Source organism: Streptomyces sp. L500 (assembly GCF_054551825.1).
This window is the reverse complement of sequence record NZ_JBTOLC010000010.1, coordinates 113,901-139,108: the sequence shown is the minus strand read 5'-3', so window position 1 is coordinate 139,108 and position 25,208 is coordinate 113,901. Positions and strand designations below refer to the sequence as shown.

Here is a 25,208-nt window from a genome sequence, read left to right as displayed (position 1 = left end):
CGAACATCGGAGTTGGGCCGTGGGTGACAACGGGTTCGGGTTCGAGGTCGACGGGCTGGTCAAGTCGTTCGGCCGGACGGCGGCCGTCGACGGAGTGAGCCTCTCCGCTCCTCGCGGGCACGTACTGGGACTGCTGGGGCCCAACGGCGCCGGCAAGACGACCGTCGTCCGTGTGCTGGCGACCCTGCTGCGCCCCGACGCGGGAGAGGTGCGCGTGGCCGGAATCGACGCCCGGCGGGATCCCGCCCAGGTCCGTCGGCGCATCGCGCTGTCGGGGCAGCACACCAGCGTCGACGAGGAACTGTCCGGGCGGGCCAACCTGGTCATGATCGGCCGGCTCCTCGACCTCAGGCGCGGCGACGCCCGCCGACGGGCCGGTGAACTGCTGTCCCGCTTCGGTCTCGACGACGCGGCCGACCGGCCCGTCGCCACCTACTCGGGCGGCATGCGCCGCCGCCTCGACCTCGCCGCCGGCCTGGTCGGCCGGCCCGAGGTCGTGTTCCTCGACGAACCGTCGACCGGACTGGACCCGGGCAAACGGGACGAGTTGTGGCAGATGATCCGAGGGCTCAGCGAGGACGGCGTCACGGTCCTGCTCACGACCCAGTACCTCGAAGAGGCCGACGCCCTCGCCGACGGCATCACCGTCATCGACCAGGGGCGGGTGATCGCGTCCGGCACGCCCACCGACCTCAAGCGCCGGATCGGCGGGCACACCGTCGTCCTCCGCCCGGCCGACGCCGCCGACCTCGACCCCGCCGCCGACGTCATCGCCCGGGTCGCGGGCCGGGAGCCCGACCGCTCACGCCGTCACGAACTCGTCGTGCCGGTCGCGGGCGACGCCGAGTTCTTCGAGATGACCGCTCGACTCCGGGACCGCGGCATCGAGGTCGGCGAGATCGCCTTCCGCCTGCCCAGCCTGGACGAGGTCTTCCTGTCCCTGACCGGAGCCCCCACCGCCGACGCCAAGGACGCAGCATGACCGCCGCTCTCACCGGCACCTCCCGGCCCCGACGTCTCGCCACCCTCCGGCACAGCGCGGTGCTCGCCCAGCGCAGTCTCCTCAAGACCACCCGCAATCCGGGTCCGATCATGAACGGCGTGGTCACCCCCGCGCTGTTCATGGTCCTGTTCCTCTATCTGTTCGGCCGCCCGGTCGCCGGCTCCACCCGCGAATACCTGCAGTACCTGTTCCCCGGAATCCTCGTCATGGGCGCCGGACTGGCCGGAATGATCTCCACCGGGTCGGCCATCAACCTCGACCTGAAGAACGGCGTCACCGACCGGTTCCGCAGCCTCCCCATCAGCCGTACGGCACCGCTGCTCGGCTCCGTGACGGCCGACATCCTCCGCTATCTGATCGCCGTCGCGATCCTGTACGTCATCGGCCTCTCCCTCGGATTCCGCGTCCACGGCAGCATCCCCGCCGCACTGGGGGCGACCGGGCTCGCGATCCTGTTCGGGTTCTGCCTCAGCTGGGTCACCGTGTTCATCGGTGTCGTCGTCAAGAGCGCCGAGGCCGTGCTGGCGTTCAGCTTCATCGCCTTCCTGCCGCTCCAACTGGGCAGCAGCCTGGCCTCCCCGACCGACACCCTCCCCGGGTGGCTGGGGGCCTGGGCGGACATCAACCCCGTCACCCACGTCATGGACGCCTGCCGCGCCCTGCTGAACGGGACGCCGGACGACGGAAGCATCGGCCGCACCCTGCTGTGGTCGGCCATCCTGTTCGTCGTCTTCTGCCCCCTCGCGGTCCGCGCCTACGGCCGCCAGGAATGACGACGACAGCCGACGCACTTCCCACGTCACACACCGCACGCCCGGAAGGACCCCCATGACCTGGCCCGAAGCCCGCGCGACGGACACCGGCCTGCTCGTGCTGCACGCCCTGCGCTGCGCCGGCACCATCAGCCTCGCCCGGCTCCACGCGATCACGGGGCTCGACGAATCCGATGCCGAGTCCGAGCTGATCGATCTCGGGGCCGACGGTCTGGTCACCCGCCTGCCCGGTGACATACCGGGGTGGAGCCTCACGGACGCCGGCCGCGCCGCGGACGCCGAGCGGATCACCCACGAACTGGAGTCGGCCCGGGCCCGCGAGCGTGTGACGGCGGCGTACGAGCGGTTCCTCATCCTCAACCCCGAGCTGCTCGACCTCTGCACGGCCTGGCAACTCCGCCCCGTCGACGGCGTCGTGAGCGTCAACGACCACGGCGATCCCGACTACGACTCCCGGGTACTCGCCCGGTTCGCCGACCTGGACCGACGCGCCACCGAAGTCTGCGCCGAACTGTCCGCGGCCCTGCCCCGGTTCGGCCGCTATCGCGTCCGCCTCACCGAGGCTCTCGAACGTGCCGCCGCCGGCCAGTTGGAGTACGTGGCCGACAGCACCGCGTCGTACCACATCGTGTGGGCGGAGCTGCACGAAGACCTGCTGGCCACCCTGGGGTTGCGGCGATGAGGTGGATTCGCGCGATCTCCGCCCAGGTCGAGGAGACGGCGGAGACCCTGGGCGGCAAGGCACTCGGCCTGGTCGTCCTGCATCGGCTCGGCCTGCCGGTGCCGGCCGGGTTCGTCATCACCACGGAATGCTGTCGCGCCTTCCTGCGGGACGGGCGCCTTCCCGAAGGACTCGACGAGGAGCTCGCGACGGCCATGGCCGACCTCGAACGCTCCACCGGACGTACCTTCGGGGGACCACACAGGCCGCTGGCGGTGTCCGTCCGCTCCGGGGCCAGCGTGTCCATGCCCGGCATGATGAACACGATCCTCAACCTCGGCCTCACGACCGAAGCCACCGAGGGCCTCGCCGCCGAGACCGACGACCGGCCGTTCGCGCTGAGCTCACGGCTGGGCTTCCTGACGAGCTTCGCCTCCGCGACCACGAACGCGGACGCCGCCTCGGCCGCCCTCGCGGAACGTCCCGGGCGGCGGACCGAGAACGAGGAAGCGTCCCTGGCCCAGTCGATCGAGGCGGTCGAGAACCTCGTTCGGCGGCGAAGCGGCCGACCCGTCCCGGACGACGCCACCCACCAGCTCAAACAGGCGATCGAAGCCGTCTTCTCGTCCTGGGACGCACCCCGCGCGCGCACCTACCGAGAGGTGAACGGCATCCCGCACGACCTGGGCACAGCCGTGATCGTCCAGCGGATGGTCTTCGGCAACCGCGACGGCGACAGCGGCACCGGAGTCGCGTTCAGTCGCGACCCCAACACCGGTGAGAACGTGCCGTTCGGCGAAGTCCTGTTCGGGCACCAGGGGGAAGAGGTCGTGTCCGGGAGATCGATGACCCGGCCCCTGCGCGAACTCGCCGAGCGGGAGCCGGAAGTGTGGGCCGGGCTGCTCGACGCCCTGCGCCGGATCGAAGAGCACTACCGCGACGCCTGCTACGTGGAGTTCACCTTCCAGTCCGGTGAGCTGTGGCTCCTGCAGATCCGGCCCGGCCGGTTCGTGGGAGGTGCCGCGGTCCGCGTGGCCACCGAGCTCGTCGACCAGCGACTCATCGGACGGGAGGAAGCGCTGCTCAGGGTCTCACCGCTCCATCTCCGGCACGCGCGCACACCGCGCATCGCGTCCGCCGGGGAAGCCGACGTCCTCGCCCGGGGAATCGGCGCCTGCCCCGGTGTCACCACCGGCAGAATCGCGACCACGGCGGACGGCGCGGTACGCATGGCCCGAACCGATCCGGTCGTCCTGGTGCGCCCGGAGACCTCACCGAACGACATGCACGGCCTCGCCGCCGCCACCGGGATCGTCACCGCGCGCGGCGGGCCCGCCAGCCACGCCGCGGTCGTCGCACGCGCCATGGGGAAGCCCGCCGTCGTGGGCGTCGCCGGCCTCGTCGTCGACCGCGACGGCGCTTCGGTGACGGCCGACGGCCGCACCCTCCCGGAGGGCACCCTCATCACCATCGACGGCACCACCGGCGACGTGGCCCTCGGCAGCCCCCGCGTCGTCACCGACGCCGCCGACGAGCACGTCCACCGACTGCTCGCCTGGGCCGACGACGTCTCGGGCGACCACTCCGCCCGTGACGAGACCCAACGCCTCGAAGCGGCCCACAGGGCCCTGCGCGACCGCTGAACCGACCGCTGAACCGACCCCTTCCCGACAGGAGATCCATCATGGCAACCCGGCATGTGTACCTGGTACGACACGGGGCGGCCGACCCCTTCGGCACACTGACCGACGTCGGGGAGAGGCAGTCGGAGCTGGTCGGGAAGCGCCTGGCCGGCCTTCCGATCGACTCGGTCTGGCACTCGCCGCTGCCCAGGGCGGCGCACTCCGCGCGGATCGTGGGCGCCGCTCTCCCGGGCGCCGTCGTGCGGGAGGCACCGGAGCTGGTCGATCACATCCCTCACGTACCGGTCGACGTGCCGCCGTCGTGGGCGGCGTTCTTCGACGGCTACGGCACCGAGGAGGCCGAGGACGCGCGCCGCCGTGCCGACGCCCTGACCGGCAGGTTCGCGTGCCCCGCCGAGACCGAGACCCATGAAGTCCTGGTCACCCACGCCTACCAGGTGGCCTGGCTGGTCCGAGACGCCCTGGACGCGCCGCCGGTGCGATGGCTCGGCCTGAACTGCGGGAACGCGGCGCTCACCGTGATCGAGTACCGCGACGGCACGGAACCGACGGTGCTGCTGTACAACGACATGGGCCACCTCCCGGCCGAGCTGCGTTGGACGGGGTTCGGAGCCGGCACCCGCCCCTGAACCACAGCGCCGGCGCGAAACGGAAGGGGATGACTTATTCCTCAACCAACCCGTGTTTACTCGGGAGTTGAATGGAATACTGCCGGGCATGATTTTCGGATTCGCCCGAAGAAGCCGGACTTCCACGCCCGCCTCAGGGGCCACAGGGAACGCGTTACGCCGACTGAGTACGCTGTTCGCCGCCGGGCTGCTCGCCCTCGGCCTGCTGGTCGCAGGCGGCGGCACCGCGTCCGCCGCTCCGCCGGACACCCACCGCATGGCCACCTGGAACATGCAGGTCGGCACCACCCGCTGGGACGGGGTACGCACCCTGGCCCGTAGCTTCGACGTGGTAGCCCTCCAGGAGGTGCCCAACAGACCACCGGCCGGAGCCCTCCAGAACGGGCAGACGGGCAACGTCACCTCGTACCTGTGGCCCATCGGCGGCGGCGCCTACCGTTACCTCTACATCCTGCGCCAGCAGTCACGGAACCTGGGCATCGTCACCTCGTGGGTGCCCAACCGCGTGCAGGAGATCGGCGGCGCCTACCGCTCCGCGCTGGCCGTGACGCACACGGGCGACAACATCATGTTCGCCTCCATCCACGCCGCCTCCAACGGCGGCAGGCCGAACGACGCCGCCTACCTGGTACGCCGCGTCTCCGACACCGCCTTCCAGCAGAACGTCGGCAACTGGGCGGTGCTCGGCGACTACAACCGCGCCCCGGGCGACCTGCAGGGCGACCGCTACATGCCCGGCAACGGACTGATCTACAACAGTGGCCAGGCCACCCAGCAGAGTCACAACGAACTGGATTACCTGGTCTCCAACGTCGACACCGAGAACTGGCAGGCGACGGTCAACCCCAACTACGGCAGCGACCACTGGCCCGTCGGCTTCAGCGCCCTGCGGGCCGGTGCCGGCCCACGGCAGTTCACCATCCACGCCGACAACAGCGACCGCCTGCTCGACGTCTACCGCGGCAACACCGTCAATGGCACCCACGTGATCACCTATCACGCCAACGGCGCCGCCAACCAGCGCTGGACGCTCCGCGCGGTCGGTCGCAACGGCGGATCCGGACGGCCGCTCTACAAACTGGTCGGCGTCCAGAGCGGCAAGTGCCTCGACGTCAACCGGGGACAGGCCAGCGGCGACGGCGACTGGCTGAACATCTGGGACTGCCACAACGGGGACGGCGCCCCACTGCCGGGCGGCTACACACGTGACACCCAGAACTTCACGCTCGAACACCCCGAGCCCCGCTTCCCGAACCTCACCGTGCTGCGCGACAACGCCACCCACCGCTTCGCCAACGTCCGCGGCAACGGCACCGGCGACGGCACGTGGGTCATCCAGTGGCCCTACCAGACCAACCCCAACGGCACCCCGGCCGTCAACGAGACCTTCTACCTCCACCCGCAGTTCTGACGCACGCCCTGCCGCCCAGGGACGGCTTCTTGCTCCTGGACCGCGAGAAGTTCGCAGCCTGACGGGTGAAACCGAGCCGGCACCCGGCGGCGACCGACGACCGCACGATCCCACCACCGGCGCGACACTCAATGACGGAACGGGCGGGCTCCCAGGTCGTCGAGGTCGCCGGGAGCCACGCCGTCCACGTGTCGCAGCCGGATGAGGTTGCCTCCTTGATCAGCCGGACCGCCGAGCGCTGACCGCCCGCAGCCGCCGATATGAGGTAGCAACGCCGGTCGGGAGCCACACCATCGTTCGCGCGGCGCACACCCTGGGGGCTTCACGGCGCAGGAACGCGGGTGCGGGGAGGTGTGCACGGCATCGAGCTGGTCGGCCGGTGCGCTCCCGGACCGGAGTCGGTGCACTGTGGGCCAAGTGCGGCACCGCTCACCCGCCTAACCTCCCGTCAGGAATCCGCGGTCGGGGCAGTGGCCCGGTCCGTGAGGACGTCCCACTTCCCGCCGCCCGCACCGGGCGGCGGCCCGATCCCATGACTGGAGGCTGTCGAGGTGTCTGCGATGCCGGTCGGCGGGCTGGTCCCCCGCGCCGTCGAGAACGCCGCTGACGTCGTCGTCCGCAACGCGAAGATCCATACCGGGGACGCCCGTCGCCCCCGGGCCGGCGCCCTCGCCATCCGCGGCGGCCTGATCACGGCCGTGGGGGACGAAGCGGACGTCGCCCCGCTCATCGGACCGTCCACCACCGTGGTGGACGCCCTCGGCCGGCGTGTGGTGCCCGGTCTCAACGACTCGCACCTGCACGTGATCCGGGGCGGCCTCAACTACGTCCTGGAGCTGCGCTGGGACGGCGTGACCTCGCTGCGCCACGCCCTGGCGATGCTGCGGGACCAGGCCGCCCGCACCCCCAAGGGGCAGTGGGTGCGGGTCGTCGGTGGCTGGTCGGCCGAGCAGTTCGCCGAGCGACGGCTCCCGACACCCGCCGAACTGAACGAGGCGGCGCCGGACACCCCGGTGTTCGTCCTCCACCTCTACCAGTCGGCGATCCTCAACCGCGCGGCGCTGAAGGCCGTCGGCTACACCAAGAACACCCCGGACCCGGCGGGCGGGCAGATCGTCCGGGGGCGCGGCGGCGAGCCCAACGGCATGCTGCTGGCCGCCCCCAGCGCCTTGATCCTCTACTCCACGCTCGCCAAGGCCCCGGTGCTGGAGGGCGAGGACCGCAAGACCTCCACCCGGCACTTCCTGCGCGAGCTGAACCGCTTCGGGCTGACCTCCGCGATCGACGCCGCCGGCGGGTTCCAGAGCTTTCCCGAGAACTACGCCACGGTCACCGAACTCGCCCGCGAGGGGCTGCTCTCGCTGCGCATCGCCTACCACTTGTTCCCGCAGACCCCCGGTCAGGAGCTCGACGACCTCACCCGCTGGATCGAGACGGTCCGCCCCGGAGACGGCGACGAGTGGCTCCGGCTGAACGGCGCCGGCGAGAACCTCACCTGGGCCGCCGCCGACTTCGAGAACTTCGCCGAGCCGCGCCCCGAACTCACCTCGTACGAAGCAGAGTTCGAGAAGGCCGTACGCCTGCTCATGGAGCACGGCTGGGGCTTCCGGCTGCACGCGACGTACGACGAGACGATCCGGCGCGACCTCGCGGTGTTCGAGAAGCTCGCCGCCGACGGCCTGTTCCCCTCCGGGAACCGGTGGCTCTTCGACCACGCCGAGACCGTCTCCCCGGACAGCCTCGACCGGATCGCCTCGCTCGGCGGCTCGCTCTCCGTGCAGAATCGTCTCTCCTTCCAGGGCGAGGTGTTCACCCGCCGGTACGGCCCCGGCGTCGCCGCCGACGCCCCGCCGGTCCGCGCGATGCTGGAGCGCGGGCTGACCGTGGCCGCCGGCACGGACGCCACCAGGGTGTCCTCCTACAACCCCTGGGTCGCCCTCCACTGGCTGGTCTCCGGGCGTACCGTCGGCGGCCTGACGATCCGGCCACCGGGGAACCGGGTGCACCGGGCGACCGCGCTCGCGATGTACACCACGGCGGGCGCGGCGCTCACCGGCGAGCAGGACGTCAAGGGCGTACTGCGACCGGGCTGCTACGGCGACCTGGCCGTCCTGTCCGACGACTACTTCACCGTGCCCGAGCGGGAGATCCCGCACATCGAATCCGTGCTGACGGTCGTCGGCGGCCGGATCGTCCACGCCGCGGCGGAGTACGAGGGCATGGACGAGGAGCTCCCGGCGGTCAGCCCCGCCTGGAGCCCGGTCGCCCACTTCGGCGGCTACCAGGCCTCCGGCGCGGCCCCGGGTGCGGGCGCCCGGCAGGCGGAGCTGCTCGGTCAGGTCGTCGCCGAGTCGGAGCTGCACCGCCGGTGGCGAGTCGGGCGCGGTCTGGCGACGGAGCACCAGCAACCGTTCGACCCCTGCTTCCTCCTCTGACCCCCTTCCAACGAGAACCGTTGAGAACCCAAAGGAACCGAAAGGAACCCGTCATGGTCGACTTCACCCAGGTCAGCGCCACCCCGAGCCCGGACCTGCTCACGCCCGACAACGCCGTGATGCTGTTCGTGGACCACCAGCCGCAGATGTTCTTCGGCACCGGCAGCGGCGACCGCACCGCGATCATCAACGCCACTGTCGGCCTCGCCAAGGCCGCCAGGGCCTTCGACGTGCCCACGGTGCTGACCACCGTGGCCTCCGAGTCGTTTTCCGGCCCGCTGCTGCCGCAGCTGGCGGCGGTCTTCCCGAAGGCCGAGATCCTCGACCGCACCTCGATGAACGCCTGGGAGGACGAGGCGGTCGTCGAGGCGGTCAAGGCCACCGGACGCGGCAAGATCGTCATAGCCGGCCTGTGGACCGAGGTCTGCCTGGTCCTGCCGGTCCTCTCCATGATCAGCCAGGGCTACGAGGTCTACGTCGTCGCCGACGCCTCCGGCGGCGTCTCCCCCAAGGCCCACGAGCACGCCATCCAGCGGATGACGCAGGCCGGCGCGGTCCCGGTCACCTGGCTCCAGGTGCTGCTGGAGCTCCAGCGCGACTGGGCGCGGACGGAGACCTACGGCGCCGTCACGGAGATCGTCAAGGAGCACGCCGACGCGTACGGCCTGGGGGTCGTCTACGCCCAGGCCGTCATCGGCGAGCACGCCGCGGGCTGAGCCCCGCCACCGGCGCCGTACCGGAACGCCGTTGTCAGAACAGGGACCAGGGACAAGGCAGGACACGATGGATACCGGACTGCTGATCCTCCGGGTGGTGGTGGGCCTGCTCATCGCCGGCCACGGGGTGCAGAAGGTGAGCCACCGCCTGGGGGGCGACGGCCTCGCCGGCGGGACGGAGGAATTCCGGCGCGACGGCTTCCGCGGCGGACCGCTCACCGCCCTCGCCGCGGGCGCCGGGCAGGTCGGGTCCGGGCTGTTCCTGGCCCTGGGCGCGCTCACACCGGCGGCGGCCATGGTCGCCATGGGCGTGATGACGGTGGCGATCACCGTCAAGCTGCCGCACGGGCTCTGGGTGCAGGACGACGGCTACGAGTACCCGCTGGTGCTGGTCGTCGTCGCGGGGGCGCTCGCCCTCACCGGCCCGGGCCGGTGGTCCGTCGACCACGCCGTCGGCCTGGCCGCCCGGCCGCTCGGGCTGTCGGTCGCGGCCGTCGTGCTCGGTCCGGCCGGCGGGCTGCTCACCCGGGCGGTCCTCCACCGCCCACCTGCGCGGGGGGAGGCGGCGGACGGTGCGCGCCCTGCTGACTGACGCCCTGCGGACCCTGGTCCCCCGGCGCACGGACCGGCACGGCCCGCTGCCGCCGCTGATGCTGCTGCTGACGGTGGCCACCGGCGTGGTGGACGCGGTGAGCTACCTCGGCCTCGGACACGTGTTCGTGGCGAACATGACCGGCAACGTGGTCTTCCTGGGGTTCGCCCTGGCCGGGGCCCCGGGGCTGTCGGCCGTGGCCTCGCTCGTCTCGCTGGCCTCCTTCCTGGCCGGCGCGCTGGTGGGCGGGCGGTTCGGCAGCCGGACGGCGGCCCACCGCGGGCGTCTGCTGGCCCTGGCCGCCGGCGTCCAGACGGTCCTGCTGGCCGCGGCGGCCGTCACCGCCGCGGCCGCGGACGGCGGCGCCCGCTACTCCCTGATCGTCCTGCTGGGCCTGGGCATGGGCCTCCAGAACGCCGTGGCCCGGCGACTCGGCGTACCCGACCTGACGACCACCGTGCTCACCCTCACCCTGACCGGCCTCGCCGCCGACTCGACGGCGGCCGGGGGCACGGCACCTCGCCCGGGGCGCCGGATCCTCTCCGCGCTGGCGATGCTGCTCGGCGGCCTCGCGGGAGCGGCGCTGATCCTGCACGGCCGGCCGGCCACCGCCCTGGCCCTGGCCGCGCTGCTGCTCCTGGCCACCGCGCTGACCGCCCGCCGGGTCTCGACCCCTGACGCCCACTGGGCCCCGCCGACTGCCTGAGCGGCACCGACGACAACCAGGCGCCCGGCGTCCCCGTACAGGCGGACGCCGCCGAGGCGCACACGACGACCGGAAGGTCCCCCGATGAAACGACGCTTCGTCCGACGGCTGGTCCCGTTGGTGACGGCGATCGCCGCCCTGACGGCGCTCCCCACCGCCTCGGTGGCACAGGGCACCCAGCCACGACCGCCGGGCCCGCACCGGCAGTTCGCCGTCGGGCCCCAGTACGACTCCACCCACGTCTACGTCGAACCGGGCACGGAGCAGGCGTTCGCGGCCAGTTGGGTGGCCACCTTCGGCGGGACCACGATCGGGCCGAACGCCACCCAGGTGACGCCCACGCCCAGCCGGACGCTCTCCGAGCTGATCCTCTCCCCGGTGGGCACACTGTCGGTGTTCGACTACACCACGCCCGTCCCCCACCCGTTCGGCACCGAGCGCACCGGCTGGCTGGTGACCGACCTCGACCAGGCGGTCCGTGCCGCCCGGGCCGACGGCGCGGCCGTGACCGTGGCGCCGTTCGCCGACCCGATCGGGCGGGACGCCGTCGTACAGTTCCCCGGCGGGATCAACGCCCAGCTCTATGTGCACACCACCCCGCCGTCCTACCCCGGCCTGGCGAGCGTCCCCGAGAACCGGCTCTACCTGTCACCCGACGCGGTGGGCGCCTTCCTGCGCGGCTACCTCGCCTTCACCCAGGGCCGCGTCGTCTCCGACGACCGCCGGGCCGACGGCGCCACGATCGGGCTGCCCGGCACGACATACCGGCTGCTGCGGCTCACCTCCGGATTCGGCACCACGACGATCGCCGTGACGAACGGCCACCTGCCGCACCCCTTCGGCCGGGAGCTCACCGGCTACGGCGTGCCGGACCTCGGCGCCACACTGAAGCGGGCGAAGGGCGCCGGCGCGTCGGTGCTGTGGGGTCCTGTTTCGGCGGGTGGCCGGGACAGCGCGATGGTGCGCTTCCCGGGCGGCTACATCGCGGAGATCCACACCGACCGATGACCGGTGACCGGTCATCAGTGACGGGTACCCGATGGCGGGCCGTCGTGCTCGACGGCCCGCCGCCGCGCTCACACCGCGACGCCGTACCCCGAACCCGGTACGGCGGCCGGTAGCGGCAGCCGTACGGCGCCCGGCGTCGGGCCCGTTCCGGCACAGGCCTGCCACTCACGAGGAGAGACCCCGTACGCGGCACGGAACGCCCGGCTGAAGTGACTGGCGCTCACGAACCCCCAGCGGCCCGCGACCGCCGCGACGGTCGCCCGGCCCGCCGCCGGGCGGGCGAGGTCGCGGCGGCACACGTCCAGCCGCTGGCGCTGGATCCAGCGGGCCACCGTCATCCCCTCGAAGCGGAAGAGCTTGTGCAGGTACCGCACCGACACATGGTGGGCCGCGGCGATCCGCTCCGGCGAGAGGTCCGGGTCCCCGAGGTGGCGCAGGATGTGGTCCTTGACCCGGGCCAGGGTCGCCAGGGCGGCCTCGGGTGCCTCCGGGACGGACCGGCCGCGGCGCTCGTGAGCGAGCGCCGCGAGCAGGTCGAGCGCCGTGGTGGCGAGCCGGGAAGCCTGTCGCGGCTCCATCGAGCCGACCGACCGGGAGAGGCACCCCAGGTAGGCGGCCACCAGCCGGGCGGTGGCGTCACCCGTGTCATCGCCCGTGTCGAAGGCCGTCGCGGTGAGCACCCGCAGGTCCTCCTCGGAGACCCCCACGGCCGACCGCGGCCAGTGGAAGGCCGTGAAGAAGAAGGGCTCCGGCAGCTCCTTGGCGAACGGCCGCCCGGCGTCGGAGATCGCGAAGGTACCCGGCCGCAGCTCCACCCGGTGGCCGTCCTGGACCAGCCGGGCGGTACCGCGGTGCTGGAGCGCCAGCGTGAGATGGTCCTCCCCGCCGCGGGCGATCAGGCCCGCGCCACGCTCGACCCGCTGCGGGCCGGCCCGCACCAAAGAGACCTGTAACGCGCCCAGCCGGTGGCTGGTGATCGTCGCGGGGGCGGGCGCGCTTTCCAGCAGGGCCACGTCCAGCGGGATGAAGGTGTGGGAGACGGCTTCGTGCCAGTACGCGGCGCGGTCGGCGGACGGCACCTCGGCGGTGTCGAGGACGACGGACATCAACGCTCCTCGAACGGCTGTCGACCGGACCGGCCGGCGTCGTCGTTCCGGAGCGAGCGCCACTCACGCGGCGGGACGCCGTACACGGCGCGGAAGGCGCGGCTGAAGTGCGCCGGATCGGCGAAGCCCCACCGCTGGGCGACGGCCGACACCGTCGGCGCGGTGCGGCCGCGCCGGGCCAGCTCGCGGGCGCACGCGTCCAGCCGGAGCCGCTGGATCAGCCGGCTCACCGTCACCCCCTCGCCCTCGAACAGCCGGTGCAGGTAGCGCACGGAGATGTGGTGGGCACGTGCGATCCGCTCGGGCGACAGTTCCGGATCGCCCAGGTGGCGGCCGATGTACTCCCGCACCCTGTGGACCAGGTGCTCGTTCGGGGTGCCCGGCTCGTGCGCCGCCCGGGCGAGGCACAGCTGGGCGATCAGCGCGCTGAACAGGTCCGCGACGCTGCCGGCCAGCCGGTCGCCGACCGGGGCCGGGTAGGAGTGCGCGGAAGCGGCCAGGACATCGAGGAACGGCAGGAGCACCGGTCCGCACCCCTCCTCGGGGCCGACGGCCGTCGCCGACGCGTGCCGCACGTCGCGTTCCGGCACGCCGAGCAGCCGGCGCGGCAGGTGGAACAGGTGGGTGCGGAATCGCTCCGGGCAGTCGACGTCGTACGGGCGCGCCGTGTCGTACAGGGCGAGCCCGCCCGGCGGCACCTCCGCGCGGCGCCCGTCCTGCTCCAGGACGGCCCGGCCCGACACCTGGACCCCGACGCCGACCTGCGGTTCGCCCAGCGGCTCCCGGGCGATCAGCGCGGCCGTGCGTGAGAACCGGGCGGCGTCCGCCTTCAGCGTGGAGATCCGCACGTACCCGAGCCGGTGCGACTCCACCAGCCCGTGGAACGGCCGGCCGGTGAGCGGGCGTACCTCGACCGGTACCGGCGTCCGTGACACCGCCCCGCTCCGGAAGCCCGCCTTCTCGTCGTCCGCGACCGACTCGTCCGCGACCGATGTGGTCGTCACCCGCATGCCCATTTGACCGTCCTTCCACCGAAGCCCCGCGCGTTCAGCCTGGGGCTCGGGCGCGGTGGGTCGTTAGGTCATCTGACTGGCTGTCGCCTTCGGACGGCGGGCGGCGGGCGTCGCGGCGGTTCAGGTGCCGTCGAGGGCGTGGGCGAGGGCGGCGCGCGAGGTGATGCCGAGCTTGGGGAAGACCTTGTAGAGGTGGGCCCCGACGGTGCGGGGCGACAGCTGGAGCCGCCGGCCGATCTCCTTGTTGGTCAGACCGGTCGCGGCCAGCCGGGCGATGCGCAGTTCCTGGCCGGTCAGGCCGGACGGTCCCTCGGCCGGTCCGTCCGGCGGCAGGGTCACGGACTCGCCGGCGGCCCGCAGTTCCTCCTCGCAGCGCCGGGCCCAGGGGACGGCCTGGAGGCGGCGGAAGGTGTGGTGGGCCGCGCGCAGCGGCTCCCGGGCTCCGGTCCGGTGGCGGCGGCGCAGCCACGAGCCGTGGGCGAGCCGCAGCCGGGCGAGGTCGAACGCCCACCGCTCGGCGCCCGGGACGGCGTACGCGGCACGGTAGGCGTCGTCGGCTTCGTCTTCCGTGGCGGCCAGGGCGGTGGCGGCCGCGTACAGGAAGGCGTGCCGGCCGGAGATCTCCGCGGAGCGTGCCGTGCGCCCGGCCGCGAGGTGGGCCCGTGCCTCCTCGTGGCGGCCGGTGTGCACGGCGGCCGTCACCAGGTCGAAGACCAGCGCGTGGTGCCAGGGCGGGCCGCCCGGCAGCCGCCCGGGCGGGGTGATCTCGCAGAAGTGCGCGTACGCCTCCTCGTAGCGCTGGTGGGCGAGCGCGGCCAGGCCGCGCAGGTGGGTCAGGCGGTCGAGGACGTACCGCATCCGGGCGCGGGTGGCGGTCGGCCTGATCTCCTGTTCGAGCTCCCGTAATCCGGCCTCGTCACCCCGGCCGGCCAGGAAGTGGGCGTAGTACTGGCGGAACATCAAGGCGTTGGTGTGGTAGCCGAGTTCTTCCGCGATCTCGGCCTCGCGCAGGCAGACGGCCGCCTGGTCCCAGTGTCCGAGCAGGAAGTCCTGGTGGCACTTGGCCTTCGCGACCGAGCCCTGGGTGGCGTAGCCGTGCGGCCCGGTGAAGCGCTGCCACAGGTCGCCCTCGGGGCAGTCGAGCGCGGAGGCGGTCCACAGCAGGAGCCAGGCCGCGCCGGCCTCCTGTTCCTCGGTCAGTCGCCCGGCCACCTCCCGGAGCGCGGTGGCCGTGTCCGGGCCCGGGTCGGACCAGGCCCGCAGACACAGCCGGCCCGCCTCGGAGACCTTCTCGCGGTGCCGTTCCAGGGCCCGCCAGGCCCAGGGGTCGTCCGTGTAGCTCGCGGCCAGGAGCAGTTTGAAGTAGGCCTGTTCGACCAGCCCGCCGAAGGTGTCGGCGCCCGGTGCGGTCAGCGTGTCGAGGGCCGTGGGCAGCAGCGCGGCGGAGGACTCGAAGTCGACGTGGTGGCTCTGGTCGGCGTAGACCACCGCGTACGCGAACAGCGGGGCGACGTCCTGCGGGACCGTGCTGGCCTTCAGCTCCTCCACCAGGGCGGCGGTGTGGCGCAGTTGCCCGCCGTGGGCCGACATCACCGCCGCCCAGGTGAGTCTTCGGGCGCGGTCGCAGGAGCTGGGGCTGAGGGCGGCGGCGCGTTCGAGCAGGAGCGCGCCCTCCGCGTCCCCGCCGCGGCGGGTGAGGTCGCGGCCGGCCTCCTGGAGGCGGTGTGCGAGTTCCTCGTCGGGCAGCAGCGCGGCGGCCGCCTCGTGGACCAGCCGCCGGGGGTCGTCCGGCGCGAGGGCTTCGGACAGGGCGCGGTGGGCCTCGCGGCGTGCGGTGTCGGAGGCCGCGGAGACGACGGCGGTGCGGACCAGGGGGTGCCGGAACACCAGGTGTCCGGCCGGGTCGAGTCGGGCCAGTCCGTCGGCCTCGACGCGTTCCAGGGCCTCCCGCGCGTTGTCGTCCGCGACGGCGCGCAGCCAGCCGCCGTCGCTGAAGTCCGGGCCGGTGGCCAGCGCTCCGAGCAGGAGGAGGCGGCCGACCTCCGGTGTCACCTCTCCCAACCGCTCGGCGAACATCCGCTCCAGCTTCCGTCCCAGGGGCAGCCGCTCCGGCAGTGGAGCGGTTCCCCGCTGCTGGCCGGCCGCGAGTTGGCGCGGCAGTTCCACCAGCGCCAGGGGGTTCCCGGCCGCCTCGGCCAGGACCCGGTCCCTGGCGGGCGCCGCGAGTTCGGGGTAGCGGTGGCCCAGCAGCAGGGCCGCGTCCGTCCGGGGCAGGGCCCGCACGTCGACGGCCTCGGCCGACCACGTCTGAGCGGCCGGCCCGTCAGGGCGGGTCGCGCCGACGATCACCACCGGCAGTTCGGCACAGCGCCGGTGAAGGAAGGCGAAGACGGTCGCGCTCGACGAGTCGATCCAGTGCAGGTCGTCCAGGAGCAGCAGCACGGGTGCGGTGCGTACCGCCTCCTCCAGCAGCGCCAGGGCTGCGGTGCCGACGGCGAAGCCGCTGGGAGTCCCGGAGCGGACGCCGAGCGCGCTCTCCAGGGCGTCCCGCTGGTGCGCGGACAGGGTGCCGGACCGCGAGAGCTGCGCCCAGAACGCTTGGTGGAGGGCTCCGAACGCGAGATCCGTCTCCGCCTCCGTGCCGACCGCGCGCAGGACGGCGAATCCGCGCTCGCGGGCCGCGCGTTCCGCCCAGGCCAGCAGCGTGCTTTTGCCGACCCCGGCGTCACCGCGCAGCAGCACCGTGGAGCCGCTCGCGCCGTCCACCGCCTGGACCAGCGCCGCGGCCAGCAGCTCCGTCTCCCGCCGCCGCCCGACCAGCACCGGAACCTGCCCGTCCTCCGCCACCCCTCGTCCCCTCTCGGGCCGACCGGCCCGCTCCCCGGGCGCCTAAGATTACTGCCCGTCAGAACACCAGTGCCACGCCGGGTATGGCTCCGAACACGTAGGGCAACACGGACGGGGTGGCGACGTACGGTGCCGTGCGTGCTTTCGCGGTTGGTCCCCCATGGACACAGAAGGTGACAGCCCCAAGGCCACCCCCAGCGCACACCTCACCTCGTCATCGCCGCGTTCCCCGCACGACGACGGCCCGGCGACGCCCGGCCGCTCGCGGGAAGCTGTAGGCAAGCCCTGGCCTGAACCGTTCGGAGCCCAAGGCACGATCCCGTATCACTGGGGGCTCCCAGGCCGGTGCTCCGCTGGGGGCCGTCCACGCGGGCGAGGCCGCACTGCGCTGACGCCCTGCGGTCAGCTTCTTTCGGGACCGCCTACAGGTACAGCGGTGGATTGCACGGCAGCTTCGCGAGCCCCGGTAGAGCCCGGCATGCAGGGCGAGATCGTCGAAGAAGTCGAGCAGGGCGGGCGGCGGGGTCGCGGGGTCGGGCGTGCCGCGCCAGGCGTGCAGGGCGTCCACGGCCTCGCGGACGATGTCGGCGCAGATGTCGACGGCGAGTGCTTCCAGGCCGGCGTAGTGGAGGTAGGGCGTAGTGGAGGTAGAACGTGGCGCGGCCGACCTCGGCCCTGCGCACCAGCGCGGCGACGCTGACCTGCGCCAGCGGGTGGCCGACACACTCCTCCAGCAGGGCCCGGCGCAGCTTGGCCCGGGTCCGCGCCGCTCGGGGGTCTTCGCGCAGGGCGGTCTCCATCGGCGTATCCACCCCTCACATCTCATGGACAGGTGTCCAGAACGCTTGGACGGGTGTCCAGGAGATGACACGCCCGGTGCGGAAGCGATCAGCAGCGTGGTCGCGGGTAATGCAGCGGTCGACGTGGTCGTGCGGGCGGCCGCGATTCCCTCCATGCTGGAAACGAGGGGGTGAGGCGAGGGAGGAAGTGGTGAGGATGCGGACCGTTGTGGACCTCACGCGCTGCCAGGGCTACGCGCAGTGCGTGTTCCTCGCACCGGAGGTGTTCCAGCTGCACGGGGAGGAGGGGCTGCTGTACACCCCGGCCGTCCCCGACGACCAGGTCGAGCGCGTGCGCCAGGCCGCTGCGGCGTGCCCGGTCCAGGCGATCCTCCTCGGTGAGGAGGTGAACGCCGGTGCCCGGTGACCTCAAGGACGGCCGCTTCGTCATCGTCGGCGCGTCGCTGGCCGGGCTGAGGGCCGCGGAGGCATTGCGCGAGGAGGGCTTCACCGGCTCGCTGACCGTGGTCGGGGACGAGCCCCATCCACCCTACGACCGGCCGCCACTGTCCAAACAGGTGCTCCTCGGCCATGCGGCGGCGGACACCACCGAGCTGCCGATGCGGCGGGACCCGGACGCCGACTGGCGGCTGGGCGTACGCGCCACGGGCCTGGACCCGCTCGCGAAACGGGTGGCGCTGGACACCGGCGAGTCGCTGCCGTTCGACCGGCTGCTGATCGCCACCGGGACCCGCGCGCGGCCTTGGCCCGACCCGAAGGAAGCCGCCCTGGACGGGGTGTTCACCCTGCGCACCCGTGACGACGCCGGAGGGCTGGCGGAACGGCTGGCCGCCGGGCCGCGGCGGGTGCTGGTGATCGGTGGCGGCTTCACCGGCTCGGAGATCGCCTCGGTCTGCCGGGAACGGGGGCTGGAGGTCACGGTCGCCGAGCGCGGCCCCGCACCCCTGGTGGGCGCGCTGGGCGGCACCCTGTCGAAACTCGCGGCCGTCATGCAGCGCAACCACGGGGTGGACCTGCGCTGCGGGGTGACGGTCACCGCCCTGCGCGGGGACGGGAACGGCCGCTTCGACGGCGCGGACCTGTCCGACGGCAGCCGCGTCGACGCGGACGTGTGCGTCGTGGCGCTGGGAGCGGTCCGCAACGTGGAGTGGCTGGCGGATTCCGGACTGGCGGCGGGCCCGCGCGGCATCGCCTGCGACGCCGGCTGCCGGGCCTTCAACATGTACGGGATCGTCACCGACGACGTCTTCGTGGCCGGCGACGTCTCCCGCTTCCCCCATCCGCTGTTCGGGTATCAGATGCTCTCCTTGGAGCACTGGGGCAACGCGGTCGCGCAGGCCGAGGTGGCGGCCCACAACATGGTCAGCCCCGGGCCCCTGCGGCGCCCGCACCTCGCCGTCCCCGAGTTCTGGTCGAACCAGTTCGGGCTCAACATCAAGTCGGTGGGCGTGCCCGCCTTCTCCGACCAGGTGGTGATCGCCCAGGGCTCATTGGAGGCGCGCCGCCTGGCGATGGTCTACGGCTACCAAGGGCGGGTCACGGCCGCCGTCACCGTCGACATGGCCAAGTCGCTCGGCTACTACCGGCACCTGATCGAGACCGCCGCTCCGTTCCCGCCCCCACCCGGCGCGGCGGACCGCGCGATCGCGGCCGACGTCACGATTCCCTCCGACGTGCCGGACCCGAAGGGGCTCACCCACGGCCCCACCGTGGCGCTCACCGGCTATCTGCCGGATCGCCGGCTGACCGTGGTGTAGAGCCCGCCCACCGACCGCGTCCCGCCCGACGACGAGGAGCCACCATGGCCTCCGACACCTTGCTGGCACGGATCACCGACTACGCCAGCCGCCCCGACCCCTACCCGCTGTACGCGGAACTCCGCGAGGCCGGTCCCGTGGTGCGGCAGACGGACGGCAGCCACCTGATCGGCACCTACCACGAGATCGCCGCCCTGCTCCACGACCCTCGTATGAGTGCCGATCCCCGCAGCCGTGGAGATGCGGCACCGCACCTGCCGTTCCTGCGGCTCGACGACCCCGAGCACCACAGGCTGCGCACCCTGGCCATGCGGCCGTTCGGCCCACCGCACAGCCCGGGCCGGGTCGATGCCATGCGCGACGAGATCGCCCGGATCACCAAGGAGCTGGCGGAGACCGTCCAGACGGGCCGGCAGATCGACATCGTCGACGACTTCGCCTACCCCCTGCCCGTCACGGTGATCTGCCGGCTCCTCGGCGTACCGCGCGAGGACGAGCCGCTGCTCCGGGAATGGTCCGATGCCCTGGTCACATCCGCCGACGTGAGGCCGGGCGAAGACGCCACCGAGCGGACCCGGGCGGGCGATCAGGCGCGGATCGAGATGGGCCGCTATCTGCTGGACCTCGCCGAGCGGCGTCGTGACCACCCGACCGACGACATGCTCTCCGCCTTCGTCAACGAGCCGGATCCCGCCCTGCGGCTCACCCGGGAGGAGCTCGCGGAGACCGCGATCCTGCTGTTCATCGCGGGGCACGAGACCACGGTCAACCTGATCACCAACGGCGTGCTCACCCTGCTGCGCCACCCCGAGCAGCTGGACCGCCTGCGCCGCGAGCCCGACCTGCTGCCACGAGCGGTGGAGGAACTGCTGCGCTACGAACCCCCGGTCCACATGCGCGAGCGCATCCCCCTCGCCGACATCGACGTCGCCGGCACCGCGATCCCCGCGGGCGCGTCCGTCGTACTGGTACTGGCCTCGGGCAACCGCGACCCCATGCGGTTCCCCGAGCCCGACAGGTTCGACCCCACCCGCCCGGACAACCAGCACCTCGGCTTCGGCAGCGGCATCCACCTGTGCTACGGCGCCCCCCTCGCCCGCATCGAAGCCCAGGCCGCACTCGGCGCGCTGATCCCCCACCTCGGCACGGCCCGCCTGGTCCAGGACCCGCCCCCCTACCGCCAGAACGCCATGCTCCGCGGCCCCCGCCACCTGCCCGTCCAACTATGAGGCCACGGCAACCACCACACCGGGCGACAGCCGGCACACTCGGTTCCGGGCACGAGACCTCCACCCCGGGCTCATTCCGTGCCGGTGACGGTCACGTGCTCGGAGAGGCTCCACCGGCCGTCGGCACGACCGACGGCCTAGCCGAACCGGATCGTGCCGGGCGCGGACCAGGGGAGATGGAAGACGGTGCTCGCCCCCACCACGGAGGGAGTGACGAGCCGGGTGTCGACCAGTGAGGTGCGCAGGACTCCGGTGTCCCAGCGCAGGCGCACCTCGTCCCCGGCGGACATACCCGCGGGCCCTGCGGGGTCATGCGCGGGGCGGGTCCTGGGCCAGGTGGGCCCGGCCCGGGATGCCGGGCGGAGGGCCGCGTTCGTGGGCGAGCCGGACGAGTTCCTCACCGGCTCACTTCGGGGTGGTTCACGCGGGCGCCGTCGCGATAGACGATCTCGACCGTGCGGGCCGGCGTGTCGTAGGTCTCCGGGGACAGGCCGAGCCGGGGCTGGTCCAGGTCTCCGGGGACGGCGCGGACGTGCGGGCGAGGGCCGGGCCCCACAGCCGATAAGCGGTGAGTGACCGGCGTACGCACTCGTCGGCCTGCTCTGGCGTGGCGGCCCTCACCACGCACCAGACGGTGGCCCCCGTACGGTCGAGGAGTTCCCTCAGCAGGAAGGCCCCGAGGAACCCGGTCGCGCCCGTCAGCAGCACGTGCACGGGGCCGGAGGGGGGCGGTACGGGTGCCGCCGGCTCTTCGACGCGGGGGCGGCCGCAGGGCCAGGGGGTGGCGGAGTCCGCTCAGGAGGCCGTCGCGGGAACGAGGTGGTCGAGTCCCTGCGCACTGCCCGTCGCGGCCTCGATCGAGCGCGGCAGCATGATGCTCTCGTAGGCGCGGACCGCCTCGCCGACACTGGATTCGGTAACGAGGGCGTGGGCGAGGTCGGAGCCGTCGAGCATGGCGAGATTGGCGCCCAGCCCTACCGGGGGCATCAGGTGCGCGGCATCGCCGAGCAGCGTGACGCCGGGAACGTGTTCCCAGGTGTGCGGGGCGGGCAGGACGGACAGGGACCGGTTGATGAACCCGCTGTCGCCGTTCCGCAGGATGTAGCGCAGGCTCTCGTCCCAGCCGTCGAACACCTTCAGCAGGTGCGTCCGCACGGCCCGCTGGTCGCCGAGGTCGATACCGGCGGCCACGTACCAGTCCTCGGGCGCGCGGAGCGCGATGTAGGCGCGGATGTGGCCGTTGCTGTTGCGCTGGGCGACCAAGGACCTGCCGACGCCCTTCGCCAGCATCGATCCGTTGCCGACCAGCCGGGCGAGGTCGGGATGGCGGGTGTCGCAGTCGTCGAATCCGGTCTCGACGAAGGTGACACCGGTGTAGCCGGGTGCCGCGTGCGACAGGGCCGGGCGGACGCGTGACCAGGCACCGTCGGCACCGACCACCAGATCGAAGTCCTCGGCGGTGCCGTCACCGAAGAACAGCCGGCAGGTGCCGTCGGCCAATGGGGTGACCCCACTGACGGCGCGGTCCCACCGCACCGTGCCCTTGGTGAGCGAGTCCAGGAGCAGACCGCGCAGTTGGCCTCGGTCGATCTCCGGTCGGCCGCCGACGGCGGAAGGCCCCTCCTGCGCCAAGAGGGCGGCGGTGGCGAAGTCGAGCACGCGCCACTCATCTCCTTCGGGGCGGGCGAGGGCGTGGAATCGGTCGAGGAGCCCCGCCGAACGCAGGGCGGCCTGGCCGGTGTCGGCATGCATGTCGAGAGTGCCGCCCTGCGGGCGGGCGTCGGCGGATGCCTCGCGTTCGAAGACGGTGACGGAGCGGCCGTGTTGCTGCAGGACTCGGGCACAGGTGAGGCCGCCGAGGCCGGCGCCGACGATCGCGATGCGCGGATCACGAGCAGGGTTCATGGGAATGCCCCTCGGGGGTGGGTGAGCCGCCGGGAGGTCCGGCATCACCAAGAAAGCACACTCGCTAAATAAGTGCAATGACTAAACTTTCGTAGCGGATGCACTTCACGGTATGGTGTGCGAGTGACCGAACCGACCGGGCGCCGCGAGCGCAAGAAGGCCCAGACCCGCCAGTCCCTGGCCGAGGCCGCACTTGAGCTCTTCCTCGAGCGTGGCTACGACCAGGTCGGCGTCAAAGACGTCGCCGACGTCGCCGACGTCTCGGTGACCACCCTGTTCAAGCACTTCTCCAGCAAGGAAGCCCTGGTCTTCGATCAGGACGACGACCTGGAAGCGGCACTCGTCGCCGCCGTGCGCGAGCGCGCCCCGGGTCAGTCGATCCCGCAGGCGTTGCGCGAGCACCTCCTGCTGAAGCAGACCCAGTTCGCCGTCCATGCCGCGGACCCGCGGTTCGCCGACTTCACACGCCTGGTTCAGGAGACCCCCGCGCTGCGCGACTACGCCCACCGCATGTGGACGCGCCACGAAGCGGCCCTGACGAGGGCCATCGCCGAGGCTGCAGGCGCTCCCGAGGACGACGTCAGCTGTGCCGCCCTGGCGCGATTCGCCCTTGAGGCCCGCGGCCTCATCCTGCGGCACCCCGAACCGCGCCGAGCCGCCGACGAGGTCTTCGCGCTGCTCGAACACGGCTGGGCAGCCGCCCATCCGGGCAACTGATCGCCCCCGGCCAGTGGGGTGATGCGCCGCAGTTGATCCCGGTCGTGGACCGTATCCGTGTCCTATGTCCGGCAGGCGGGCGCCCGCAGACCCGCCCTGACCATCTGCGCGGCGATAACGCGTACAGCTCCCATCGGAACCGCTTCTACCTGCGACGACGCCAGATCCGGCACACCGTTCGCCGCCGTAGTGCTCAGCGCAGGGCCGAACAACCCGCTCACGAGTGTCGGCGGAAGGCCGCGGCGAACGCGAAGGGCGAGCCGTAGCCGACGGTGTCGGCGATCCGGGCCAGGCTGAGGTCGTCGGCGCGCAGGTGGTCGCGGGCGAGGGTCATGCGCCATTCGGTCAAGTACCGCATGGGAGCCTGGCCGAGCCCGTCCCGGAACGCTCGTGCGAAGGCGGCTCGGGACAGGCCGCTGATCGAGGCGAGTTCAGGGGCCGTCCATGGGTGCGCCGCGTTCTCGTGCATGGCTTGCAGCGCGGCGCCCAGCCGGGGGTCCGCTGCCGCCCGGTACCAGCGCGGTGCGGTCGCGCTGCGGTGGAAGCCGGCGCGGATGGCCAGGACGAGCAGCAGGTCCAGAAGCCGGTCCAGGACGACCTGCTGGGCGAGTTCGCCGCAGACCAGTTCGCGGGAGAGCAGCGTGATCACGTCGCGCAGCGGATCGTCGTCGGCCGCCGAGGGGGTCGGGACTTGGGGCAATGCGTCGAGCAGTCCGCCGCCGACATCCGTTCACCGAGGACGGGAACACCGAGTTCAACATGTTCCTGTGGATGCCCCCCGGCGGCGACCGCGCGGCAGACGTCCTGCTGGCCGACTCCACGATCTTCAGCACGCTCTTCCGCGCCGACGACAGCCTGCGGAACTTCTGGCGCAACCTCGTCACGTAGCGATGCCGCAGGGAGGCCGACGTGAGCGCACCCATCCACGTCACACTCGAACTCGACGACATCCAGCGCGGGGTCCTCAGCCCACGCCCCACCCCGTACGCGGCGACGTACCTCGTCTTCCGCATCGACGACCGCGCCCAGGGCCGGGAGCTGATGCGGCGGGCGAGCGCGGCGGCGACCTCGGCCGCCGACACCCGCAGCCCCCTGGGGGACACCTGGGTCAGTGTCGCCGTCACCTACGGGGGCCTGGAGGCCCTGGGAGTGCCGCGCTCCTCGCTGGGGTCGTTCGCCTGGGAGTTCCGGCAGGGCATGGCGGCCCGCGCCCGAGCGCTGCGCGACGAGGGCGCCAGCAGCCCGCAGCACTGGGAAGCACCCCTCGGTACGCGCGACGTCCATGTGGTGATCACGGCGATCGCACCCGACCCCCCTCGTCTGGAGGAGGCCATCGACCGCGCCCGCCCCGCCTACGAGCGCCTGCCCGGCGTGACGGCGATCTGGCGGCAGGACTGCTACGCACTGCCCACCGAGAAGGAACACTTCGGCTACCTCGACGGCGTCAGCCATCCGGCCATCGAAGGCAGCGGCATCCCAGGGTCCAACAGGCTGGAAGAGCCTCTGAAGAGCGGGGAGTTCGTCCTCGGCTACCCCGATGAGATCGGCGGTGTCCAGTTGCCTCAGCCGGCCGTGCTCGGGCGCAACGGCAGCTATGCGGTCTTCCGCAAGCTCCACCAGGACGTCGCCGCGTTCAGGCGGTATCTGAGGGACAACTCCGCCGGGGCCGAGGACGAGGAGCTGATCGCTGCGAAGATCATGGGCCGCTGCCGCAGCGGGGCCCCTCTGGCGCTCGCCCCGCAGCACGACGATCCCACGCTCGGCGCGGACCCCCACCGCCGCAACACCTTCCTGTACGAGCAGGACGATCCGATGGGATTGACCACGCCCGGTGGCTGCCACATCCGCCGGGCCAACCCGCGCGACGCCTCGGTGGCCGGGGAGGTCCGGCTGCACCGCATGATCCGGCGCGGCGCCGTCCACGGCCCGCCACTGCCCGAAGGCGTGCTGGAGGACGACGGAGCGGACCGCGGTCTGATGTTCGCGTTCATCGGCGCCCACCTGGGCCGGCAGTTCGAGTTCGTCCAGTCGGAGTGGATGAACGACGGCGTCTTCTTCGGGGCCGGCAACGTGAAGGACCCCGTCGTCGGTACCGCCGACGGGCAGACCGGCTACACCATCCCCCGACGGCCCGTGCGGCGCCGTCTGGCCACGCTGCCCCGGTTCGTCGTGACCCGTGGAGGCGAGTACTGCTTCCTGCCGAGCCTCAGCGCGTTGCGCTGGCTCGGGGACCTCCACGACTGACCGGACGGACAAG

At 72.5% G+C, this 25,208-nt stretch carries 23 protein-coding genes and 2 pseudogenes; 17 read left to right on the top strand and 8 right to left on the bottom strand.

Annotated elements, in window-relative coordinates; genetic code table 11:
- Positions 1 to 19 precede the first annotated feature (19 nt).
- From ACX9I7_RS13000 to ACX9I7_RS12950, 11 genes are all read left to right on the top strand, one after another.
- Positions 20 to 982, top strand: a complete 963-nt coding sequence (locus tag ACX9I7_RS13000; RefSeq protein WP_459387404.1) for an ATP-binding cassette domain-containing protein — start codon at positions 20 to 22, stop codon at positions 980 to 982.
- Positions 979 to 1,776, top strand: coding sequence for an ABC transporter permease (locus tag ACX9I7_RS12995; RefSeq protein ID WP_459387403.1), 798 nt, complete (start codon positions 979 to 981; stop codon positions 1,774 to 1,776). Before ACX9I7_RS13000 ends, ACX9I7_RS12995 begins: the two co-directional genes overlap by 4 nt.
- 55 nt (positions 1,777 to 1,831) lie before the next feature.
- Positions 1,832 to 2,458: a transcriptional regulator gene (locus ACX9I7_RS12990; RefSeq protein WP_459387402.1), complete on the top strand. Its 627-nt coding sequence runs from the start codon at positions 1,832 to 1,834 to the stop codon at positions 2,456 to 2,458.
- On the top strand, positions 2,455 to 4,080 hold the full coding sequence (locus ACX9I7_RS12985; protein ID WP_459387401.1) for a pyruvate, phosphate dikinase: 1,626 nt from the start codon (positions 2,455 to 2,457) through the stop codon (positions 4,078 to 4,080). Before ACX9I7_RS12990 ends, ACX9I7_RS12985 begins: the two co-directional genes overlap by 4 nt.
- 41 nt (positions 4,081 to 4,121) lie before the next feature.
- Positions 4,122 to 4,709: a histidine phosphatase family protein gene (locus ACX9I7_RS12980; protein WP_387574102.1), complete on the top strand. Its 588-nt coding sequence runs from the start codon at positions 4,122 to 4,124 to the stop codon at positions 4,707 to 4,709.
- Between the two features lie 88 nt (positions 4,710 to 4,797).
- Positions 4,798 to 6,120 (top strand): RICIN domain-containing protein, encoded by a 1,323-nt coding sequence (locus ACX9I7_RS12975; RefSeq protein WP_459387400.1) that lies wholly within the window; start codon positions 4,798 to 4,800, stop codon positions 6,118 to 6,120.
- 560 nt (positions 6,121 to 6,680) lie between these two features.
- Complete coding sequence (locus ACX9I7_RS12970; RefSeq protein ID WP_459387433.1) at positions 6,681 to 8,555, top strand: amidohydrolase; 1,875 nt, start codon at positions 6,681 to 6,683, stop codon at positions 8,553 to 8,555.
- 53 nt (positions 8,556 to 8,608) lie between these two features.
- The gene (locus ACX9I7_RS12965; RefSeq protein WP_189447419.1) at positions 8,609 to 9,271 is read left to right on the top strand and encodes a hydrolase; all 663 of its coding nucleotides are present in this window, start codon (positions 8,609 to 8,611) and stop codon (positions 9,269 to 9,271) included.
- Between the two features lie 67 nt (positions 9,272 to 9,338).
- Positions 9,339 to 9,863 carry a DoxX family protein gene (locus ACX9I7_RS12960; RefSeq protein WP_387574107.1) on the top strand — a complete coding sequence of 175 codons (525 nt, stop codon included), beginning with the start codon at positions 9,339 to 9,341 and terminating at the stop codon, positions 9,861 to 9,863.
- The gene (locus ACX9I7_RS12955) at positions 9,844 to 10,569 is read left to right on the top strand and encodes a YoaK family protein (RefSeq protein ID WP_387574109.1); all 726 of its coding nucleotides are present in this window, start codon (positions 9,844 to 9,846) and stop codon (positions 10,567 to 10,569) included. Before ACX9I7_RS12960 ends, ACX9I7_RS12955 begins: the two co-directional genes overlap by 20 nt.
- Positions 10,570 to 10,653: 84 nt before the next feature.
- Entirely contained in the window at positions 10,654 to 11,577 is a 924-nt protein-coding gene (locus tag ACX9I7_RS12950) for a VOC family protein (RefSeq protein WP_459387399.1), read from the top strand.
- 68 nt (positions 11,578 to 11,645) lie between these two features.
- Here the strand turns inward: ACX9I7_RS12950 and ACX9I7_RS12945 are convergent, their stop codons facing one another.
- From ACX9I7_RS12945 to ACX9I7_RS12930, 4 genes and pseudogenes are all read right to left on the bottom strand, one after another.
- Entirely contained in the window at positions 11,646 to 12,683 is a 1,038-nt protein-coding gene (locus tag ACX9I7_RS12945; protein ID WP_459387398.1) for a helix-turn-helix domain-containing protein, read from the bottom strand.
- Positions 12,683 to 13,693, bottom strand: coding sequence for an AraC-like ligand-binding domain-containing protein (locus tag ACX9I7_RS12940; protein ID WP_459387432.1), 1,011 nt, complete (start codon positions 13,691 to 13,693; stop codon positions 12,683 to 12,685). The genes ACX9I7_RS12945 and ACX9I7_RS12940 overlap by 1 nt, the downstream gene beginning before the upstream one ends.
- A 123-nt stretch (positions 13,694 to 13,816) precedes the next feature.
- Entirely contained in the window at positions 13,817 to 16,543 is a 2,727-nt protein-coding gene (locus ACX9I7_RS12935) for a BREX system ATP-binding domain-containing protein (protein ID WP_459387397.1), read from the bottom strand.
- Positions 16,544 to 17,006: 463 nt separating this feature from the next.
- A pseudogene (locus ACX9I7_RS12930) lies at positions 17,007 to 17,343 on the bottom strand (TetR/AcrR family transcriptional regulator); the annotation flags it as partial.
- 196 nt (positions 17,344 to 17,539) lie between these two features.
- Between ACX9I7_RS12930 and ACX9I7_RS12925 the strand changes: the two are divergent.
- From ACX9I7_RS12925 to ACX9I7_RS12915, 3 genes are read left to right on the top strand one after another with little or no spacing between them, the layout of a single operon-like run.
- Positions 17,540 to 17,749: a ferredoxin gene (locus ACX9I7_RS12925; RefSeq protein WP_302867690.1), complete on the top strand. Its 210-nt coding sequence runs from the start codon at positions 17,540 to 17,542 to the stop codon at positions 17,747 to 17,749.
- Positions 17,739 to 19,100 carry an NAD(P)/FAD-dependent oxidoreductase gene (locus ACX9I7_RS12920; RefSeq protein ID WP_459387396.1) on the top strand — a complete coding sequence of 454 codons (1,362 nt, stop codon included), beginning with the start codon at positions 17,739 to 17,741 and terminating at the stop codon, positions 19,098 to 19,100. Before ACX9I7_RS12925 ends, ACX9I7_RS12920 begins: the two co-directional genes overlap by 11 nt.
- Before the next feature lie 44 nt (positions 19,101 to 19,144).
- The gene (locus tag ACX9I7_RS12915; protein ID WP_459387395.1) at positions 19,145 to 20,329 is read left to right on the top strand and encodes a cytochrome P450; all 1,185 of its coding nucleotides are present in this window, start codon (positions 19,145 to 19,147) and stop codon (positions 20,327 to 20,329) included.
- Between the two features lie 137 nt (positions 20,330 to 20,466).
- Here ACX9I7_RS12915 and ACX9I7_RS12910 read toward each other — a convergent pair whose 3' ends face one another.
- The 3 genes and pseudogenes from ACX9I7_RS12910 to ACX9I7_RS12900 all read right to left on the bottom strand — a co-directional run bounded on the left by ACX9I7_RS12910 (position 20,467) and on the right by ACX9I7_RS12900 (position 22,234).
- A complete protein-coding gene (locus ACX9I7_RS12910; protein WP_459387394.1) occupies positions 20,467 to 20,619 on the bottom strand; it encodes a hypothetical protein in 153 nt (50 codons plus the stop codon).
- Between the two features lie 107 nt (positions 20,620 to 20,726).
- Positions 20,727 to 21,037, bottom strand: a pseudogene (locus ACX9I7_RS12905) (SDR family oxidoreductase).
- An 87-nt stretch (positions 21,038 to 21,124) separates the two neighbouring features.
- The gene (locus ACX9I7_RS12900; RefSeq protein ID WP_459387393.1) at positions 21,125 to 22,234 is read right to left on the bottom strand and encodes an FAD-dependent oxidoreductase; all 1,110 of its coding nucleotides are present in this window, start codon (positions 22,232 to 22,234) and stop codon (positions 21,125 to 21,127) included.
- A 123-nt stretch (positions 22,235 to 22,357) separates the two neighbouring features.
- Here ACX9I7_RS12900 and ACX9I7_RS12895 point away from each other — a divergent pair, with 123 nt between their 5' ends.
- Positions 22,358 to 22,951, top strand: coding sequence for a TetR/AcrR family transcriptional regulator (locus ACX9I7_RS12895; protein WP_459387392.1), 594 nt, complete (start codon positions 22,358 to 22,360; stop codon positions 22,949 to 22,951).
- A 217-nt stretch (positions 22,952 to 23,168) separates the two neighbouring features.
- Here the strand turns inward: ACX9I7_RS12895 and ACX9I7_RS12890 are convergent, their stop codons facing one another.
- Positions 23,169 to 23,651, bottom strand: coding sequence for a helix-turn-helix transcriptional regulator (locus ACX9I7_RS12890; protein WP_459387391.1), 483 nt, complete (start codon positions 23,649 to 23,651; stop codon positions 23,169 to 23,171).
- Here ACX9I7_RS12890 and ACX9I7_RS12885 point away from each other — a divergent pair.
- Positions 23,651 to 23,839, top strand: coding sequence for a hypothetical protein (locus ACX9I7_RS12885; protein WP_459387390.1), 189 nt, complete (start codon positions 23,651 to 23,653; stop codon positions 23,837 to 23,839). The two genes, ACX9I7_RS12890 and ACX9I7_RS12885, sit on opposite strands and share 1 nt — an antisense overlap.
- Before the next feature lie 21 nt (positions 23,840 to 23,860).
- The gene (locus tag ACX9I7_RS12880; protein ID WP_459387389.1) at positions 23,861 to 25,195 is read left to right on the top strand and encodes a Dyp-type peroxidase; all 1,335 of its coding nucleotides are present in this window, start codon (positions 23,861 to 23,863) and stop codon (positions 25,193 to 25,195) included.
- Positions 25,196 to 25,208: the final 13 nt, after the last annotated feature.

Coding starts and splice junctions, on each gene's coding strand:
- ACX9I7_RS12995 (WP_459387403.1), top strand. CDS start 979: ATGACCGCCGCTCTCACCGGCACCTCCCGGCCCCGACGTCTCGCCACC.
- ACX9I7_RS12990 (WP_459387402.1), top strand. CDS start 1,832: ATGACCTGGCCCGAAGCCCGCGCGACGGACACCGGCCTGCTCGTGCTG.
- ACX9I7_RS12985 (WP_459387401.1), top strand. CDS start 2,455: ATGAGGTGGATTCGCGCGATCTCCGCCCAGGTCGAGGAGACGGCGGAG.
- ACX9I7_RS12980 (WP_387574102.1), top strand. CDS start 4,122: ATGGCAACCCGGCATGTGTACCTGGTACGACACGGGGCGGCCGACCCC.
- ACX9I7_RS12975 (WP_459387400.1), top strand. CDS start 4,798: ATGATTTTCGGATTCGCCCGAAGAAGCCGGACTTCCACGCCCGCCTCA.
- ACX9I7_RS12970 (WP_459387433.1), top strand. CDS start 6,681: ATGCCGGTCGGCGGGCTGGTCCCCCGCGCCGTCGAGAACGCCGCTGAC.
- ACX9I7_RS12965 (WP_189447419.1), top strand. CDS start 8,609: ATGGTCGACTTCACCCAGGTCAGCGCCACCCCGAGCCCGGACCTGCTC.
- ACX9I7_RS12960 (WP_387574107.1), top strand. CDS start 9,339: ATGGATACCGGACTGCTGATCCTCCGGGTGGTGGTGGGCCTGCTCATC.
- ACX9I7_RS12950 (WP_459387399.1), top strand. CDS start 10,654: ATGAAACGACGCTTCGTCCGACGGCTGGTCCCGTTGGTGACGGCGATC.
- ACX9I7_RS12945 (WP_459387398.1), bottom strand. CDS start 12,683: ATGTCCGTCGTCCTCGACACCGCCGAGGTGCCGTCCGCCGACCGCGCC.
- ACX9I7_RS12940 (WP_459387432.1), bottom strand. CDS start 13,693: ATGCGGGTGACGACCACATCGGTCGCGGACGAGTCGGTCGCGGACGAC.
- ACX9I7_RS12925 (WP_302867690.1), top strand. CDS start 17,540: ATGCGGACCGTTGTGGACCTCACGCGCTGCCAGGGCTACGCGCAGTGC.
- ACX9I7_RS12915 (WP_459387395.1), top strand. CDS start 19,145: ATGGCCTCCGACACCTTGCTGGCACGGATCACCGACTACGCCAGCCGC.
- ACX9I7_RS12910 (WP_459387394.1), bottom strand. CDS start 20,619: ATGTCCGCCGGGGACGAGGTGCGCCTGCGCTGGGACACCGGAGTCCTG.
- ACX9I7_RS12900 (WP_459387393.1), bottom strand. CDS start 22,234: ATGAACCCTGCTCGTGATCCGCGCATCGCGATCGTCGGCGCCGGCCTC.
- ACX9I7_RS12885 (WP_459387390.1), top strand. CDS start 23,651: ATGCGTCGAGCAGTCCGCCGCCGACATCCGTTCACCGAGGACGGGAAC.